This window comes from Nocardioides pantholopis (assembly GCF_003710085.1).
Taxonomy (GTDB): Bacteria; Actinomycetota; Actinomycetes; order Propionibacteriales; family Nocardioidaceae; genus Nocardioides; species Nocardioides pantholopis.
The window spans coordinates 3786751-3801540 of sequence record NZ_CP033324.1; the positions used below are offsets into that span (position 1 = coordinate 3786751).

Sequence of the window (14790 nt, forward strand, 5' to 3'; positions counted from 1 at the left end):
AACTGTCAACAGGTTCCGGGAGCGCGGCAGCGCGGCCGTTTGTGCCGCGGCGCCGGGGATACCTCGGGGGCCCACCCCACCTCTGAGGAGTTCCATGCGCGCGATGGTCTACCGCGGCCCGTACCGGGTCCGGGTCGAGGAGAAGCCCGACCCCGTGATCGAGCACCCCAACGACGCGATCGTCCGAGTCGTCCGAGCCGCCATCTGCGGCTCCGACCTGCACCTCTACCACGGGATGATGCCGGACACCCGGGTCGGCATGACCTTCGGCCACGAGTTCATCGGCGTGGTCGAGGAGGTGGGTCCCTCGGTGCGGAACCTGGCAGTGGGCGACCGGGTGATGGTGCCGTTCAACGTCTACTGCGGATCCTGCTTCTTCTGCGCCCGAGGGCTGTACTCCAACTGCCACAACGTGAACCCGAACGCCACAGCGGTCGGCGGCATCTACGGCTACTCCCACACCTGCGGCGGGTACGACGGCGGCCAGGCCGAGCTGGTCCGGGTGCCGTTCGCCGACGTCGGGCCCAGTGTGATCCCCGAGTGGCTCGACGACGAGGACGCGCTGATGATGACCGACGCGCTGGCCACCGGGTACTTCGGCGCCCAGCTCGGCGACATCAGCGAGGGCGACGTCGTGACAGTCCTCGGCGCCGGCCCCGTCGGCCTGTACGCCGCGCGCTCGGCGTGGCTGATGGGCGCGGGCCGGGTGATCGTCGTGGACCACCTCGAGGACCGGCTGGAGAAGGCGCGCACCTTCGCCCACGCCGAGACCGTGAACTTCACCGAGCACGACGACGTCGTCGTGCACCTCAAGCGCACCACCGACCACCTCGGCTCCGACGTCGTGATCGACGCGGTCGGCGCCGAGGCCGACGGCAACCTGACCCAGCACCTCACCTCGGCGAAGCTCAAGCTGCAGGGCGGCTCGCCGGTCGCGCTGAACTGGGCGATCGACGGGGTCCGCAAGGGCGGGACCATCTCGGTGATGGGCGCCTACGGCCCGATGTTCAGCGCTGTGAAGTTCGGCGACGCCCTCAACAAGGGGCTGACCCTGCGGATGAACCAGTGCCCGGTGAAGCGGCAGTGGCCGCGGCTGCTCGAGCACATCCGCGCCGGCTACTTCAAGCCCAGCGACATCATCACCCACCGGGTGCCGCTCTCGGAGATCGCCGAGGCCTACCACCTGTTCTCCGCGAAGCTCGACGGCTGCATCAAGCCGGTCATCATCCCCGACGCCGCCTGAGGAGCACCCGATGAGCACCGACACGACCAGCCAGCCGCCGTACACCGCCGAGAAGCCGCCGCTCCCGGAGACCTCCGACCAGCTGCGCGCCCGGATCCCGGGCTGGGGCGCCGACCTGGACCCCGCCGACCGGCCGTCCTACCCCGCGAGCGGTTCGACCCGGGCGCCACCGGCGCGCACTGGGAGCTGCCGGAGCAGCAGGAGGAGCGTTGGCCCCGGGAGCGCTCGATCGAGCACGCCCGGCTCACCCCGGTCTTCGGAACCTCATGCCCTCCGAAGGGCCTCTCGGGGGCGCTGCGCAAGTACGCCTACCGCCGCCACAGCGAGGCCAAGGCCGCGCACTGGCTGATCCTCCTGGCGGCCGACCGGGTGGACATGGTGGAGAGCGCTGTCGCCTCGGCCGCCCGGGGGCGTCCCGACAACCCGATCGCCGAGACCGGGATCCGGGCCGAGATCAGTGGGCACGGCCTGTCCTCGCGCCTGGGCCGCAACCGCACCGACGTCGGGCACCACGCCCTGGACCCGGTCGTGGTGGCCGGTCCGTGGGTCGCGGGGGCGGCCGGGACGGCGTACCTGCTGCGACGAGTCGCACGTCACCGCCGCCGCTGAGCATCCTCTGCGGCCAAGGGGGTACCTGAGGAGCATGGCAATCATCGGTTTCCTCGTGTTCGGACTCTTCGTCGGCGCCGTGGCGCGGCTCATCAAGCCCGGACGCCAGAACCTCAGCGTTCTCGCGACCCTGCTCCTGGGCGTGGTCGGCTCCCTGATCGGCGGCATCATCGCCAACCTGCTCGGCACCGGTGACATCTGGGAGCTGAACATCCTCGGCGCGATCGTCGCGATCGTCGCCGCGATCCTGCTCATCGGCGTGGCCGAGGGCATGAGCAGCAAGAGCAAGAGCTCCGCGCACCACTGAGCCGGCGGGGTCGGGCCGGTCCCGCCCCCTGTCGCTCACCACTCTCCGAACCAGGCGCCCGCATCAGCGGGCGCCTGGTTCGCGTTACGGGTCGATCCGCCCGAGCCGCTCGATTCCGACCCGCTCGTGACGCGGCGCCGGCTCCTCGCGGGTGGCGCGGCAGGTGAGCCGGTGCACCCCGCCCCCGGGCACCGTCCGGACCCGCACCCGATAGCCGGTCACCGCGGACCCGTCGGTCACCGCGAAGTCGGCCTCGACCAGGTCGTCCCCCGTGCCCCGGGCACCGGTCAGCCGCACCGCGGCGTCCCGGGTCTCCCCGAGATCGCGGCGCAGGTGCACCTCGGCGGCCTGCACCGACATGGCGTACGCCGAGCGGCCGCGCAGGTGCTCCAGCTCCAGGTGGCCGCGGCCGTGCGCCGCCGCGACGCCGAGGACGGCCTCCGGCTCCAGCCGGCCGTAGTAGAGGCCCTGCGGGAGCACCAGCATGTTGGCGGCGAAGCGGTCCCCGCCGATGTGCGAGACCTCCCAGGTCTCCTCCGGGTACGCCGCGGCGAGGGCCGTGACAGCGGGCCGACCGCGCTCGGCGCAGCAGGTGTCGTGGCGCCCGTGGGTGCACACGCAGAACAGCGCGCCGTCGTACGCCGCGAGGCCGGCGGAGCCGCCGGCCCGCAGGCCGGCGAGGTCCAGGTCGAGGACCTCGGCCGGATCGTCGAGGGTCCCGGCCTCCAGGCGGGTGCCGCCCGGCAGGCAGGAGGCCGCGAAGACCCGGCGCGGCCCGCTCGACGCCGACCGCCCGGGCCGGCGCACCAGGAGCACCCGGACCTTCGCGGCGGCGGCCGCGACCCGGATCCGGTCTCCGACGCCGTCGGGCAGGCGGGCGTCGCGCAGCGCCTCGACCCCCCACGGGCCGGGGTGCTCGAGCAGCAGGAACGCCCGCACCGTCGAGGCCGTGCCGGCGAGCGGGTCGGACCGCTCCAGGCTGGCGGCGGCGCAGCGGAAGCTCCCCTCGCTCACCCCACGACCTCGAGCAGGCCCTCCCGGACCAGGCGGCGGCACAGCACCAGGCGGCTCTGCGGGTCCAGCGCCAGGTCGGCGGGCCGCAGCTCCGAGCGCGCGCGGACCGACTCCAGGGCCGGGGCCAGCCAGCCGGGCACCGTCACGGTCCGGTCCCCGAGCAGGACCTCGAGGCGGTCGCCGGCGGGGACCAGCACGCAGGGGTGGCCCGGCCGCCGGCGCAGCACTGTCTGGTCGTCGAGGTCGCGGACGGCGAGCACGTCGCGCAGGCCGCCGGCGACGCGCGGCGGCCGGCTGGTCAGGAACCGCCGGGTCTCGGCCGTGACGGCCGCGTCGGTGTCGAGGCTGCGGATCCGGTCCGCGAGCTCGGCGAGCCGGTCGGCCAGGCCGGAGCGCAGGGCGCTCGGGTCGTCGAGCCAGCCGCCGGGGAGGTGCTCGTCGGGGACGCCGCCCAGCGCCTCGTCGACCGAGCGCCGGACCAGGCCGCGCCAGGTGAGCTGGTTGATGCCGAGCGTGACGTGCAGGGAGGCGACCTCCTCGGCCCGTGCGGCGTGCGGGGTGCCGGTCGGCAGGTACATCGAGACCCCCGGCTCCAGCGTCACGTCCTCGACGCCCTCGGGGGTGTGCACCTCCCAGCGCTTGGCGCCGGCGGTCTGGAAGACGAACACGTCGTGGCTGTCCGCATGCACCGCGAACCCCTGCGAGCCGGGCGGGGTCAGGTAGGCGTTGGCCTGGCAGGGGTGGCCGAGCTCCAGCTCGAGGCGGGCCACCAGGTCGGTCAGCGGCGGCCAGTAGCGGTGCAGCCCCTGGAAGACCACTGTCGCGCCCTGGTCGAAGAGCGCGAGGGCCTTCCCGGCGTCGACGAGCCCGGTCAGCGGCTGGCCGGCGAGGGTGGCCGAGCGCGTGTACGCCGACTCCGGGAGCACCGCCCCGTCCCGGGCCATCCGGATCGAGGGGGTCCGGATCGCGCTCGCGGTCAGCAGGTGGTCGGCGTCCTCGAGGGAGAGCAGTCCGGCCAGCCGGTCCGGGTCCGCGCGGTGCAGGTGCACGCGCGACGCCCAGACCTTCTGGAGGAAGGTCCGGGCGTCACCGCTGAGCAGGTCGAGCGCGGAGCCGGGGAGCACGGTCAGGACGGGCTGTCGGTCCCGTCGGTGCCGTCAGCGTCGCCTCCGTCGGTGCCGTCGCCGTCGGTCCCGTCGGTGCCGTCGGCGTCCCCGCCGTCGGTGCCGTCGGCGTCGCCACCGTCGGTGCCATCAGCGTCCCCGCCGCCGAGCCTCGGGCCGCCGCCAGCCGGCGCGGTGGTCATGTCGTCGTCGCTCAGGGGCTCTTCGGGAGTGGTCGTCATGGTTCCTCCAGGTGGACGAGCGGTGGTCGTGGCGCCCGGGCAGTACCCACCGGGTCGGGCCGCCACACGAGCCGGCTACTCCACCAGCCCGCGCCGGCGGCCGATCGCCGCCGCCTCGGTGCGCCCGGCGGCGCCGAGCTTGCCGAGGATGTTCGAGACGTGCACCGAGACGGTCTTGGCGCTGATGAACAGCTGCCGGGCGATCTCGCCGTTGGAGCGTCCCTGGGCGACCAGCGTGAGGATCTCGGTCTCCCGGGCGGTGAGCGAGTCGGGCCGGGACTCGGCGCGGACCGGTGTGCTGCCGAGGGCGCGCAGCCGCTCCAGCAGCGGGGCGGCACCGAGCCGCCGGGCGCTGGCTCGGGCCAGGTCGGACTGCTCCCGAGAGCCGGTGAGGTCGCCACCGGCACGGAGGATGGCGGCCAGGACGGCGCGGACCTGGGCGGTCTCGTAGACGTGCCCGAACTCCTCGGCGGCGGCCAGCGCGGCGCGCCAGGCGGCGAGGAGCTCGTCCTGGGCCGGCGCGGTGCCGGCCAGCCAGCGCATCCGCAGCACCTCGGCCTCCAGGCGCCGCATCCAGGCCCGGCCCTCCGGCCCCCAGTGCCCGGACGGGTCGGCGTAGCGCTGCAGCACCGTCCGGCCGTCCTCGTGCAGGCGCTCGGCCCGGGCGAGGTGCCGCTCCCGCTCGGCGGCGCTCATCCGCGGCACCAGGTCGGCGAGCGCGCCGGCCGCGAGCGCAGCGAGCCGGACCCGGGCGCTGAACCACTCCTGCCAGATCCGCCCCAGGACCGTGACCGCGTCGTCGTAGACCGCCAGCACGCCGTCGGCGTCCTCGGCGCGGGCGGCCGCGACGATCTGCACGGCGGCGGCGTGGATGACGACCGCGCCCTCCCGCTCCCAGAACCGGCGCAGCGCCCGGGCCGGTGCTGCGACGTCCTCGCCCCGGGCCTGGAGGACCATCAGCCGCAGCGAGTCGAGCATCGCCGCGGGGATCGGCGGCGGGTGCGGGTCTGCGGTCGAGGCGAGCGTCAGCACGGCGTCCCAGTCGCCGCGGACCAGCTGCACCCAGGCCAGCTGCCAGCGGGACTCGAAGCCGTACGGCGCCCACGGCAGGCCGGCGCTCTCGGCCCGGGCGATGGCGGCACGGAACCAGCGCTCCGCCTCGTCGAAGTCCGCCCAGTCCTCGTAGGAGCGCCCCAGCAGGAACCGTCCGCGCAGCTCCGCGGCGACCGCGCCGGTCTGCTCGGCGTGGGCGACCGCGTCGCGCAGCGCCGAGCGCAGCCCGTCGACCGGCCCGGACTTCTTCAGCCCGCTGAGGGTGGTGATCACGTCCGAGACGTGCTCGGCGAGGTCGAGGCGCTCGGCCAGCGCGAGCGCGTCCATGCCGACCGACTCCGCCTCGTCGTAGCGCCCGACCGCCGCCAGGATCCGGGCGTGGGTCGCGAGGGTGCGGGCCCGCAGCGCGCTCTCGCCCGCCGGGGCCAGGGTCACCGCCTGCGCCGATACCGCGGAGGGGTCCACGTCGGTCTCGGTGATGTAGAGCGCGTTGGCCTGGGCGGCCAGCATCCGGGAGCGCTCGGCGTCGGTCGCGTCCGGCATCCGCTCCAGCTGCTCGCGGATCACCGCGGCCGCCCGCTCGGGGTCCCCGCTCGCGGTCAGGGCCTCCGCTGCCTGCACCACGAGCTTGGAGACGTCGAGCTCGGAGTCGATGCGGCGCCGGGGGTCCGCGACCAGCTCCAGCGCCTGCTGGAAGTGGTACGCCGCCTCGTCCGGGCCGCCGACCTCGAGCGCCTCCCGGCCGGCGCGCACGCTCGCCGACAGCGCGGTGTCGAGGTCCAGGGCCAGCCGGGCGTGCCGGGCCAGCTCGGCGGCGGTGCCCCGGGCGACGCCGTCGCGCAGCGCGGCCGTGAAGAGCGTGTGCAGCCGGACCCGCTCCCCGGGCAGCAGGTCGTCGTACACCGCCTCGCCGAGCAGCGCGTGGCGGAAGGCGTAGCCGCCGCGGTCCGCGACCAGGACGTTGCTCTCCACCGCGGCCCGCAGGCCCTCCTCGAGGGCGCCGGCGTCCAGCCCGCTGGTGGCCGTGAGCATGTCGTGGCGGACCCGGCGGCCGCTGACGCTCGCGGTGCGGACCACCTGGCGCGCGGTGTCGTCGAGCCGGTCCAGCCGGACCAGGAGCACGTCCGCGAGGTCGGCCGGGACCCAGCGCTCGGGGCCCGAGGCGGCACTGGTGAGCTCCTCGACGAAGAACGCGTTGCCCTCGGCGCGCGGCACGATCCGCTCGGCGAGCTCGGCGATCTCGGCCGCGGAGGTGCCGTCCGCGGCGAGCTCGGCGACCAGGGCCCGCACGGCGTCGTCCGGCAGCGGAGCCAGGGCCAGCCGGTCCACGCCCCGCAGCCGGGACCACTCGGCGACCTTGGCACGCAGCGGGTGCCGGCGGTGCAGGTCGTCGGAGCGGTAGGTCGCGACCACTGCCACCGGGCCGAAGAACGACCGGGAGAACAGGAAGCTGAGCAGGTCGCGGGTGGAGGGGTCGGCCCAGTGGGTGTCCTCGATGACGAGCAGGAGCGGCGCGTGCTCGGCGGCCTGCTCCAGCAGGTCGTGGACGGCCTGGAGCAGGTCGCCGCGGTCGATCGCGGCGCCCTCGCGGTCCTGGGAGCCGAGCACCCGGCGACCCGGCTGCAGCCGGGCCAGCGCCGGCTGGGCGGCGGCGACCTTCTCGACGACCTGCGGCAGCGCGGTCGCCAGCCGGCTGAGCACCTCGGAGAACGGGAGGTAGGGCAGCGCGCTGTCGCCGAAGTCCAGGCAGTGCCCGGCGTGCACCTGCCAACCCTCGGCGACGGCGCGGTCGCGCAGCTCGGTCAGCAGCCGGGTCTTGCCCACGCCGGCGTCGCCGGAGAGCAGGACGGCGCCGCCCGGGGTGGTCGACCCGACCCCGATCAGGCCGGCGAGCGCGGCCAGCTCCGTGTCCCGGCCGACGAGGGTCCCGCTGGTGTACGCCACGGGCTCCATGATGACGGCTGGCGGCGTTCGGTGCTCGCCGGTTACCAGCGGGGTCTCGACACGCCCTCGCCCGGGGGCTCGGGCGGCTCGACCAGCGGTGTCGGGAGGCGGCAGGGGGCTCAGCGGGTGCCCTGGTTGGTCCGGGCCACGCGGCGGGCCCGCGGGGACCGGGGGAAGCCGCGGCGGGTGCTCGGCACGCCGTTGCGGATCCGGGTGCTGCGGTACTCCATCTCGCTCTTGGCGACGATGCTGCTGTCGGTGAACATCTCGGGCTCCTCAGTTCTGCTGGTGGACGACCAGAGTCCGTCTCTGAGGTAGGCCGGGGCATCGGGCAGCAGCCCTATTCGCGGGCGCCTCCCGGCGGTCCTCCGGCGGCGGGCGCCGTCTGAGGCACCGGGCGCCCGGCCGTCCAGGTGGCGTGGGTGAGCGGCACCCCGGGCCGGTAGGCCAGGTGCAGGTGGCTGGGCGCCTCCAGGACCTGGAGGTCGGCCCGGCTGCCGGGCGCCAGCACCCCCACGTCGTCGCGGGCCAGCGCGGCGGCGCCGACGGCGGTCGCGGCGTGCACGGCCTCGCCCGGGGTCATCCCCATCTCCCGCACGGCCAGCGCGATGCACAGCGGCAGGCTGGTCGTGTACGACGAGCCGGGGTTGCAGTCGCTGGCGAGCGCGACCCGGACCCCGGCGTCGAGGAGCCGGCGGGCGTCCGGCCACGGCTGGCGGGTGGAGAACTCCACCCCGGGCAGCAGCGTCGCGATCGTCCCGGCGTCGCGGAGCGCGGCGACGTCGGCGTCGGTGAGGTGCGTGCAGTGGTCGACGGCGACCAGGCCGAGCTCGGCGGCCAGCCGGACGCCGGGGCCCGGCCCGAGCTGGTTGGCGTGCAGCCGGCCGCGCAGCCCGGCCGCCGCGCCCGCGGCCAGCACCGCGCGGGCCTGGTCGGCGTCGAAGGCGCCCTCCTCGCAGAACGCGTCGATCCAGCGGGCGTGCGGTGCCGCGGCCCGCAGCATCGGGCCGGTCAGGAGCGCGACGTACTCCTCGGGGGTGCTGCCCTCCGGTACGACGTGCGCGCCGAGGAAGGTGGTCTCGGTCGTGAACTGGGCGGCGACGGCGAGGCTGCGCGCCTCGTCGTGGACGGTGAGCCCGTAGCCGCTCTTGATCTCGACGGTGGTGGTGCCCTGGGCGCGCATCTCGGCGACCAGCCGCGCGACCTGGGCGGTGAGCTGCTCGTCGGTGGCGGCCCGGGTGGCCGCGACCGTGGCCCGGATCCCGCCGGCGGTGTAGGGCTCCCCGGCCATCCGGGCCGCGAACTCAGCCGCCCGGTCGCCGGCGAAGACCAGGTGGCTGTGGCTGTCGACGAAGCCGGGCAGCACGGCCCGGCCGGCCACGTCGTACGCCGCGTCGGCGGCGGGCGCGCCGGCGGCCGGCCCCACCCAGGCGACCCGCCCGCCCTCGACCACGAGCGCCGCGTCGGGGACCGTGCCGAGGGGCCCGGGCCCGCGCTCGGGGTCGTTGGTGACGAGCTCGGCGATGCCGGTCACCAGCGTGCTGGTCACCGGACCCTCCGCAGCACGGCGGCGACCGCCGCAGCGAGCTCGCGACCGATCTCGGCCTGCTCCCCCGGCCCGGCCACCACCCGGCCGTCGGCGACCACCGAGGTGACGTCGGCGGCGCCGGCCGCGTAGACGGCCGTGTGCTCGTCGGCGCCGGTGCCGGCGGTGCGCACGCTCGCGGTGTCCAGCGTGACCAGGTCGGCGCGGGCCCCCACGGCGATCCGGCCGGCGTCGGGGAAGCCGAGGCTGTCGTGGCGGGCGCCCGCCGCCAGCAGGTCGGCGGCCGGCCAGTGGCCACGGGTGCGGGTGACCAGCCGCTCGTCGAGCTCGAGGGCCCGCATCTCCTCGAACGGGTCGATGACCGCGTGGCTGTCGCTGCCGAGGCTGGGCCGCGCGCCGGCCGCCCGGAGCGCCCGGGCCGGCCCGACCCCGTCGGCGAGGTCGCGCTCGGTCGTGGGGCACAGGCACACGGTGGTGCGGGTGCCGCCCAGCAGCGCGACGTCGGTCGGGGTCAGGTGGGTGGCGTGCACAGCGGTGGTGTCCGGGCCCAGCACCCCGGCGTCGGCCAGCACCTGGGTCGGGGTGGCGCCGTAGGCAGCCCGGCAGGCGTCGTTCTCGGCCGGCTGCTCGGAGAGATGGAGGTGCAGCGGGCGCCCGCTGGCCGCGTCGACGACGGTCTCCAGCTGCTCGCGCGGCACCGCCCGGACCGAGTGGATCGCCGACCCCACCCGGACGTGCTCGGGCTCGGCGAGGGCGGCGACGCGCGCTGCCCAGCGCTCGGCGTCGCCGTCGTCGTAGCGGACCTGGGCGCCCGCGACCGGCGCCCCGAATCCGCCGGACACGTAGCAGGTGTCGAGCAGCGCGATCCGGATCCCGGCCTCGTCCGCCGCCTCGATCAGTGCCAGCCCCATCACGTTCGGCTCGTCGTACGGCGTCCCGTCGGGCTGGTGGTGCAGGTAGTGGAACTCCCCCACGGTCGTGTAGCCGGCCGCCGCCATCTCCCGGTACGTCGCCCGGGCCAGCGCCAGCCAGGTGTCCGGGTCCAGCGCCGCCGCCACGGCGTACATCTGCTCCCGCCAGGTCCAGAACGTCCCCCGCCCACGCTCGGTGCGTCCCCGCAGGGCCCGGTGGAACGCGTGGCTGTGGCCGTTCGCGAACCCGGGGAGGGTGAGGCCGGCCAGGCGGGTGGGTCTGGGCCTGGGATCCCCGGTGAACCGGGGATCCTCGGGGTTCTCGGGCATGGCAGACCCCGAGAACCCCGAGGACTGCCCGAGAAGTACGGCGGTGAAGCGGCCGTCCTCGATCTCCACCAGCACCTCGTCGTGGACGGCGCCGTCCACCCAGGCCCGCTCCAGGAGGTACGCCGACCCGCTCACCGGACCGGCACCTCCAGCGCATCGGCCCGCCCCGGATACTGGCGGGCATGGAGTTCACCGACGTCGTACGCCGGCGCCGCATGGTCCGCCGCTACGAGCCGACCCCGGTGGACCCGGCGGTCGTCGACCGGGCCCTGGCCAACGCGGTCCGCGCACCCAGCGCCGGGTTCTCCCAGGGCTGGGCGTTCGTGGTCCTGGACACCCCCGCGGACGTGGCCCGCTTCTGGCGCGCCACGACCGGCTCGGGCGCCCCCACCAACCGGTGGCTGGAGGGGATGATGACAGCGCCGGTGCTGATCGTGCCGTGCAGCAGCCGCTCGGCGTACGTCGAGCGCTACGCCGAGCCGGACAAGGGCTGGACCGACCGGGACGAGGCCCGCTGGTCGATGCCGTTCTGGCACATGGACGCCGCGATGGCCAGCCTGCTGGTGCTGCTGACAGCTGTCGACGAGGGCCTGGGCGGCTGCTTCTTCGGCGTACCCCCGGAGGCGGACGCCGCGGTGCGCGCGGAGCTGGGCATCCCGGCCGACCACGACCCGGTCGGCGTCATCTCGCTCGGCCACCCGGCCGCGGAGCCCGGCAGCGCCGGCTCCCCCGCCCGTCGGCGGCGCCGGCCGCTGGACGAGGTCGTGCACCGGGGCGGCTGGCGGGTCGGCGGCTGAGGCGGGCACGCCCGCCAGTCCACAGTCCCGGCGCGTCCGGGTCAACGGTCGTTCGTGGCCCACTGGTCGCAGCCGCGTCGTTTGCGGCCCGGCCGCATCGGATACGGCGCGGAGGAACCTGCCCGACCATCGGGCGGGCGCGACCAAAGGAAAACTGTCATGGGTTACGGACTCGGTGTCTTCCTGCTGGCGATCGGACTGATCCTCGGGTTCGCCGTCACTGACTCGATCAGCAACGTCGACCTCACCATGGTCGGTTGGATCCTCGCCGGCGCCGGCCTGCTGGTCATCCTGCTGACCGCCATCCAGATGAACGCGCGCCGCAGCGCGACCTCGGTCTCCCGCACCACCCACGCCGACGGTCGCCAGACCGTCAACGAGCAGCGCAACGACCTGGACCCGCCGGCCGCGGTCTGACCCCGCCCCGGCGGCCGGCCCCGGCTAGCCTGCCGCCGTGACCGGCACCTGGGAGGCGCACCCGCACGCGCGCGCCGTGGAGACGCTGCAGGCCCTCGTCCGGATCCCCACGGTCAGCCATCCCGACCAGCTCGACCCGCAGGCGTTCGAGGACCTGCTGGTCGAGCTGGAGCGGCGCTTCCCGCTGATCCACCAGCGCCTCGAGGTCACCCGGGTGCACACCCACGGCCTGCTGGTGCACTGGCCCGGCGCCTCCGCCGCGCGGCCGGTGGTCCTGATGGCGCACCTCGACGTCGTCCCCGTCGAGGACGGCTGGACCCATCCGCCGTTCTCCGGCGACCTGGTCGACGGCAGCGTCTGGGGCCGCGGCACTCTCGACGACAAGGGCTGCGTGGTCGGCATCTGCGAGGCCGTCGAGGCCCTCCTGGAACGCGACTTCGTCCCGGCGCAGGACGTCTGGATCAGCCTCGGCTGCGACGAGGAGGTCTTCGGCCAGGGCGCCCCGCTCGCCGTCGCGGAGCTGGTACGCCGCGGCGTACGCCCCTGGCTGGTGGTCGACGAGGGCGGCGCCGTCGCCAGCGAGGCGTTCCCCGGCATCGGCGCGCCGATCGGCGTCGTCGGCGTCACCGAGAAGGGCGTCACCTCCCTGGAGCTGAGCGTCGAGGGCAGCGGCGGCCACGCCTCCACCCCGACCCGCAACGGCCCGACGGCCCGGCTGGCCCGGGCGATCACCCGGCTGGACCGGGCGCCGCTGCCGGCGCGGGTGCCCGAGCCGACCGTCGAGCTGTTCCGGCGCCTCGCCCCGCACGCCCCCGCCCCGCTGCGCCCCGTGCTGGCGAACGCCGGCCGGCTGCGGCCGCTGCTGACCCGGGTGCTGCTGGCGGCCGGGCCCGAGACCGCGGCGATGGCCCGGACCACAGTCGCGGTGACCACGCTCTCCGGCAGCCCCGCGATCAACGTGATCGCGGCGAACGCGAAGGCCGGCGTCAACATCCGGGTCATGGTCGGGGACACCGTCGCCGGCGTCGTGGAGCACGTGCGCTGCACCATCGGCGACGACCAGGTCCGGCTCGAGGTCGTCGAGGCCCACGAGCCGAGCCCGCTCTCCCCGGTCGACGACGACGCCTTCCGGCTGCTGGAGTCGACGATCCGCGAGGTGTTCCCCGACGCGGTGCCCGCGCCGTACGTCATGATGGCCGCCACGGACGCCCGGCACTTCACCACGATCTGCGAGCGCGTCTACCGCTTCGCGCCGTTCCGGATGACGCTGGCCCAGCGCCAGTCCATCCACGCCGCAGACGAGCATCTCGGGATCGAGGCCCTCCTCGACGGCGTCGACTGGTACCGGCGCCTGATCGAGAGGCTCCCCGCGTGAGCGCACCCGCCCCCGCCCCGACCGGCAGCGGCAGCGGCAGCGGCATCCGGCCGGTGCACGGCCTGGCCGCCGTCGTCGGGTTCCTGGTCTGCGTCGAGATCGCCAGCGGCGTCCTCCAGGGCTACTACACCCCGATCTACCCCGACATCGCCGCTCACCTGTCGATCCCCGAGGGCGACGTCAACTGGTTCGAGGCGGCGCAGCTGATCGTGTCCGCGCTGTGCGTGCCGCTGCTGGCCCGGCTCGGCGACCTGGTCGGCCACAAGAAGGTGCTGCTGCTCTCGACCGCCGTCACCGCGCTCGGCTCGTGGATGCTGGCGCTGGCGCCGGGCTTCACGACGTTCCTCATCGGGTGGGCGCTCCAGGGTGCGTACGTCGTGTGGCTGCCGCTGGAGATCGCGATCATCCACCGCCGCACCGCCGGCAGCGGCCGGCAGACAGTGCTCACCCGCCGCGCCGCCGGCGTGCTGGTCGGTGCGCTGGAGCTGGCGGTGATCGTCGCCGCGCTCACCTCCGGGGCGCTGGTCGAGGCGACCTCGATGACGGTCCTGCTGATGCTGCCCGCGATCGTCGTCACCGCCTGCCTGGCACTGATCTGGTGGGGCGTGGAGGACCTCCCGGGCGAGTCGTCCGGCGGCATCGACTGGACCGGCCTGGCGCTGGTCACCGCCGCCCTGGGCCTGGTGATGGCCGGCCTGGTCGTGGTCCGCCTGGACGGCCCCGGCAGCGTCGTCGCCTGGATGCTGGTGCTGCTCGGCCTGGCGACGCTGGTGCCGTTCGTGCGCTGGGAGAACAGCCTGGCCGAGCCGCTGGTCGACGTACGCCTGCTCGCCACCCGGGCCCAGTGGCCGGTGCAGCTGACCGCGTTCCTGTTCGGCATGTCCGTGCTGGGCGCGCAGATCCCGCTCTCCACGTTCGCGCAGACCGATCCCGCCGTGGCCGGCTACGGCCTGGGCGCCAGCGCGGGCTTCGTCTCCACGCTGATCGGCGTGTACGTCGTCTTCCTCGCGATCGGCGCCTTCACGCTGCCGCTGACCTCGCGGCTGCTCGGTGCCCGCGGGGCCCTGGTCGCGTCCTCGGTGCTGGTGGCGGTGGGCTACGGCCTGTGGCTGGTCTTCCACGACACGACCGGCCAGGCGCTGCTCAACATGGCAGTCGCCGGGCTCGGGTCCGGCGCCCTGGTGGCCGCCCTCCCTGCGACCGCCGCGGCCGCCGCGCCCGCGCACCGCACCGGCTTCGCCACCGGCATGACCAACGCGACCAAGACCGTCGGCGGCGCCATCGCCTCGGCGATCTTCGCGATCGCCCTGACCGCCACCGGCTCCCTGGACGGCCCCGACGAGGGCCAGGCCCCGATGTCGGGCTACCTCACGGTCTGGGCCGTCTGCGCCGTCGCCGCCCTGCTCGCCGCCCTCGCCCTGCTGATGATGCCGCGCGAGGCCGCCCCCGACCTGACCGAGGAGCCCGCGCTCCGCTGACCGGGCCGCAGCCCTGAGCCCCCGTGCTCAGGCGGAGGCGCCCCGGAGGCGCCAGAATCCAGCCATGACGCAGACGACCCCTGCCCCCGTGTCCCCCCGCTCCGAGGACCGCACCTTCCGCCGGCTGGCCCGGACCGCCCAGGTGGTGAGCGTCGTCGGGATCGCGGTGGCGGTGGTCGTCGGGATCGTGACCATGGCCCAGCCCACGGAGGACGCGAACCTCGGCCTGGCGTCCGCGGCCCTCATCGCGCTGCCGATGCTGCTTCCGCTCGGGCTTGCCTCCGGGGCCCTGCCCCTGCGCCGGTCCTCCCCGGCCGCCGCGATGACGCTGGCCGCCGTGGCAGCAGCCCTGCTGGGAACCGGCCTGCTGGTGGTCGCAGCGATCTTCCTGCCCTCGCTGGCCTGACCCGCGCACTATCCT

At 75.3% G+C, this 14790-nt stretch carries 15 protein-coding genes; 8 read left to right on the forward strand and 7 right to left on the reverse strand.

The features are described 5' to 3' along the window. Positions 1–94 precede the first annotated feature (94 nt). The 3 genes from EBO35_RS18075 to EBO35_RS18085 all read left to right on the forward strand — a co-directional run bounded on the left by EBO35_RS18075 (position 95) and on the right by EBO35_RS18085 (position 2159). A complete protein-coding gene (locus tag EBO35_RS18075; RefSeq protein WP_122818960.1) occupies positions 95–1243 on the forward strand; it encodes a zinc-dependent alcohol dehydrogenase in 1149 nt (382 codons plus the stop codon). Positions 1244–1618: 375 nt separating this feature from the next. Continuing rightward, positions 1619–1852, forward strand: coding sequence for a hypothetical protein (locus EBO35_RS20105; protein ID WP_241153767.1), 234 nt, complete (start codon positions 1619–1621; stop codon positions 1850–1852). 34 nt (positions 1853–1886) lie between these two features. Further along, positions 1887–2159 carry a GlsB/YeaQ/YmgE family stress response membrane protein gene (locus tag EBO35_RS18085; protein WP_241153768.1) on the forward strand — a complete coding sequence of 91 codons (273 nt, stop codon included), beginning with the start codon at positions 1887–1889 and terminating at the stop codon, positions 2157–2159. Positions 2160–2243: 84 nt separating this feature from the next. Here the strand turns inward: EBO35_RS18085 and EBO35_RS18090 are convergent, their stop codons facing one another. The 7 genes from EBO35_RS18090 to EBO35_RS18115 form a co-directional block, all read right to left on the reverse strand. Further along, positions 2244–3173: a sucrase ferredoxin gene (locus EBO35_RS18090; protein ID WP_206422606.1), complete on the reverse strand. Its 930-nt coding sequence runs from the start codon at positions 3171–3173 to the stop codon at positions 2244–2246. Continuing rightward, entirely contained in the window at positions 3170–4297 is a 1128-nt protein-coding gene (locus tag EBO35_RS18095) for a cupin domain-containing protein (protein ID WP_241153769.1), read from the reverse strand. Before EBO35_RS18095 ends, EBO35_RS18090 begins: the two co-directional genes overlap by 4 nt. A 2-nt stretch (positions 4298–4299) precedes the next feature. Next, on the reverse strand, positions 4300–4518 hold the full coding sequence (locus EBO35_RS19785; protein WP_206422607.1) for a hypothetical protein: 219 nt from the start codon (positions 4516–4518) through the stop codon (positions 4300–4302). Between the two features lie 75 nt (positions 4519–4593). Beyond that, positions 4594–7515, reverse strand: a complete 2922-nt coding sequence (locus EBO35_RS18105; RefSeq protein ID WP_164478038.1) for a helix-turn-helix transcriptional regulator — start codon at positions 7513–7515, stop codon at positions 4594–4596. Positions 7516–7634: 119 nt separating this feature from the next. Then, complete coding sequence (locus EBO35_RS19635; RefSeq protein WP_164478039.1) at positions 7635–7781, reverse strand: hypothetical protein; 147 nt, start codon at positions 7779–7781, stop codon at positions 7635–7637. Positions 7782–7855: 74 nt separating this feature from the next. Continuing rightward, the gene (hutI, locus tag EBO35_RS18110) at positions 7856–9064 is read right to left on the reverse strand and encodes an imidazolonepropionase (RefSeq protein ID WP_122818963.1); all 1209 of its coding nucleotides are present in this window, start codon (positions 9062–9064) and stop codon (positions 7856–7858) included. After that, entirely contained in the window at positions 9061–10437 is a 1377-nt protein-coding gene (locus EBO35_RS18115) for a formimidoylglutamate deiminase (RefSeq protein ID WP_122818964.1), read from the reverse strand. The genes hutI and EBO35_RS18115 overlap by 4 nt, the downstream gene beginning before the upstream one ends. A gap of 47 nt (positions 10438–10484) precedes the next feature. On the opposite strand from EBO35_RS18115, the gene EBO35_RS18120 reads away from it, so the two are divergent. From EBO35_RS18120 to EBO35_RS18140, 5 genes are all read left to right on the forward strand, one after another. Beyond that, positions 10485–11099 carry a nitroreductase family protein gene (locus EBO35_RS18120; protein ID WP_122818965.1) on the forward strand — a complete coding sequence of 205 codons (615 nt, stop codon included), beginning with the start codon at positions 10485–10487 and terminating at the stop codon, positions 11097–11099. A 159-nt stretch (positions 11100–11258) separates the two neighbouring features. Further along, positions 11259–11516 carry a DUF6458 family protein gene (locus tag EBO35_RS18125; RefSeq protein WP_122818966.1) on the forward strand — a complete coding sequence of 86 codons (258 nt, stop codon included), beginning with the start codon at positions 11259–11261 and terminating at the stop codon, positions 11514–11516. A gap of 37 nt (positions 11517–11553) precedes the next feature. Next, positions 11554–12891, forward strand: a complete 1338-nt coding sequence (locus EBO35_RS18130) for a M20/M25/M40 family metallo-hydrolase (protein ID WP_122818967.1) — start codon at positions 11554–11556, stop codon at positions 12889–12891. Further along, positions 12888–14369 carry an MFS transporter gene (locus EBO35_RS18135; RefSeq protein ID WP_206422608.1) on the forward strand — a complete coding sequence of 494 codons (1482 nt, stop codon included), beginning with the start codon at positions 12888–12890 and terminating at the stop codon, positions 14367–14369. Before EBO35_RS18130 ends, EBO35_RS18135 begins: the two co-directional genes overlap by 4 nt. 64 nt (positions 14370–14433) lie before the next feature. Next, the gene (locus tag EBO35_RS18140) at positions 14434–14775 is read left to right on the forward strand and encodes a hypothetical protein (protein ID WP_122818968.1); all 342 of its coding nucleotides are present in this window, start codon (positions 14434–14436) and stop codon (positions 14773–14775) included. The last annotated feature ends 15 nt before the right edge of the window (positions 14776–14790 follow it).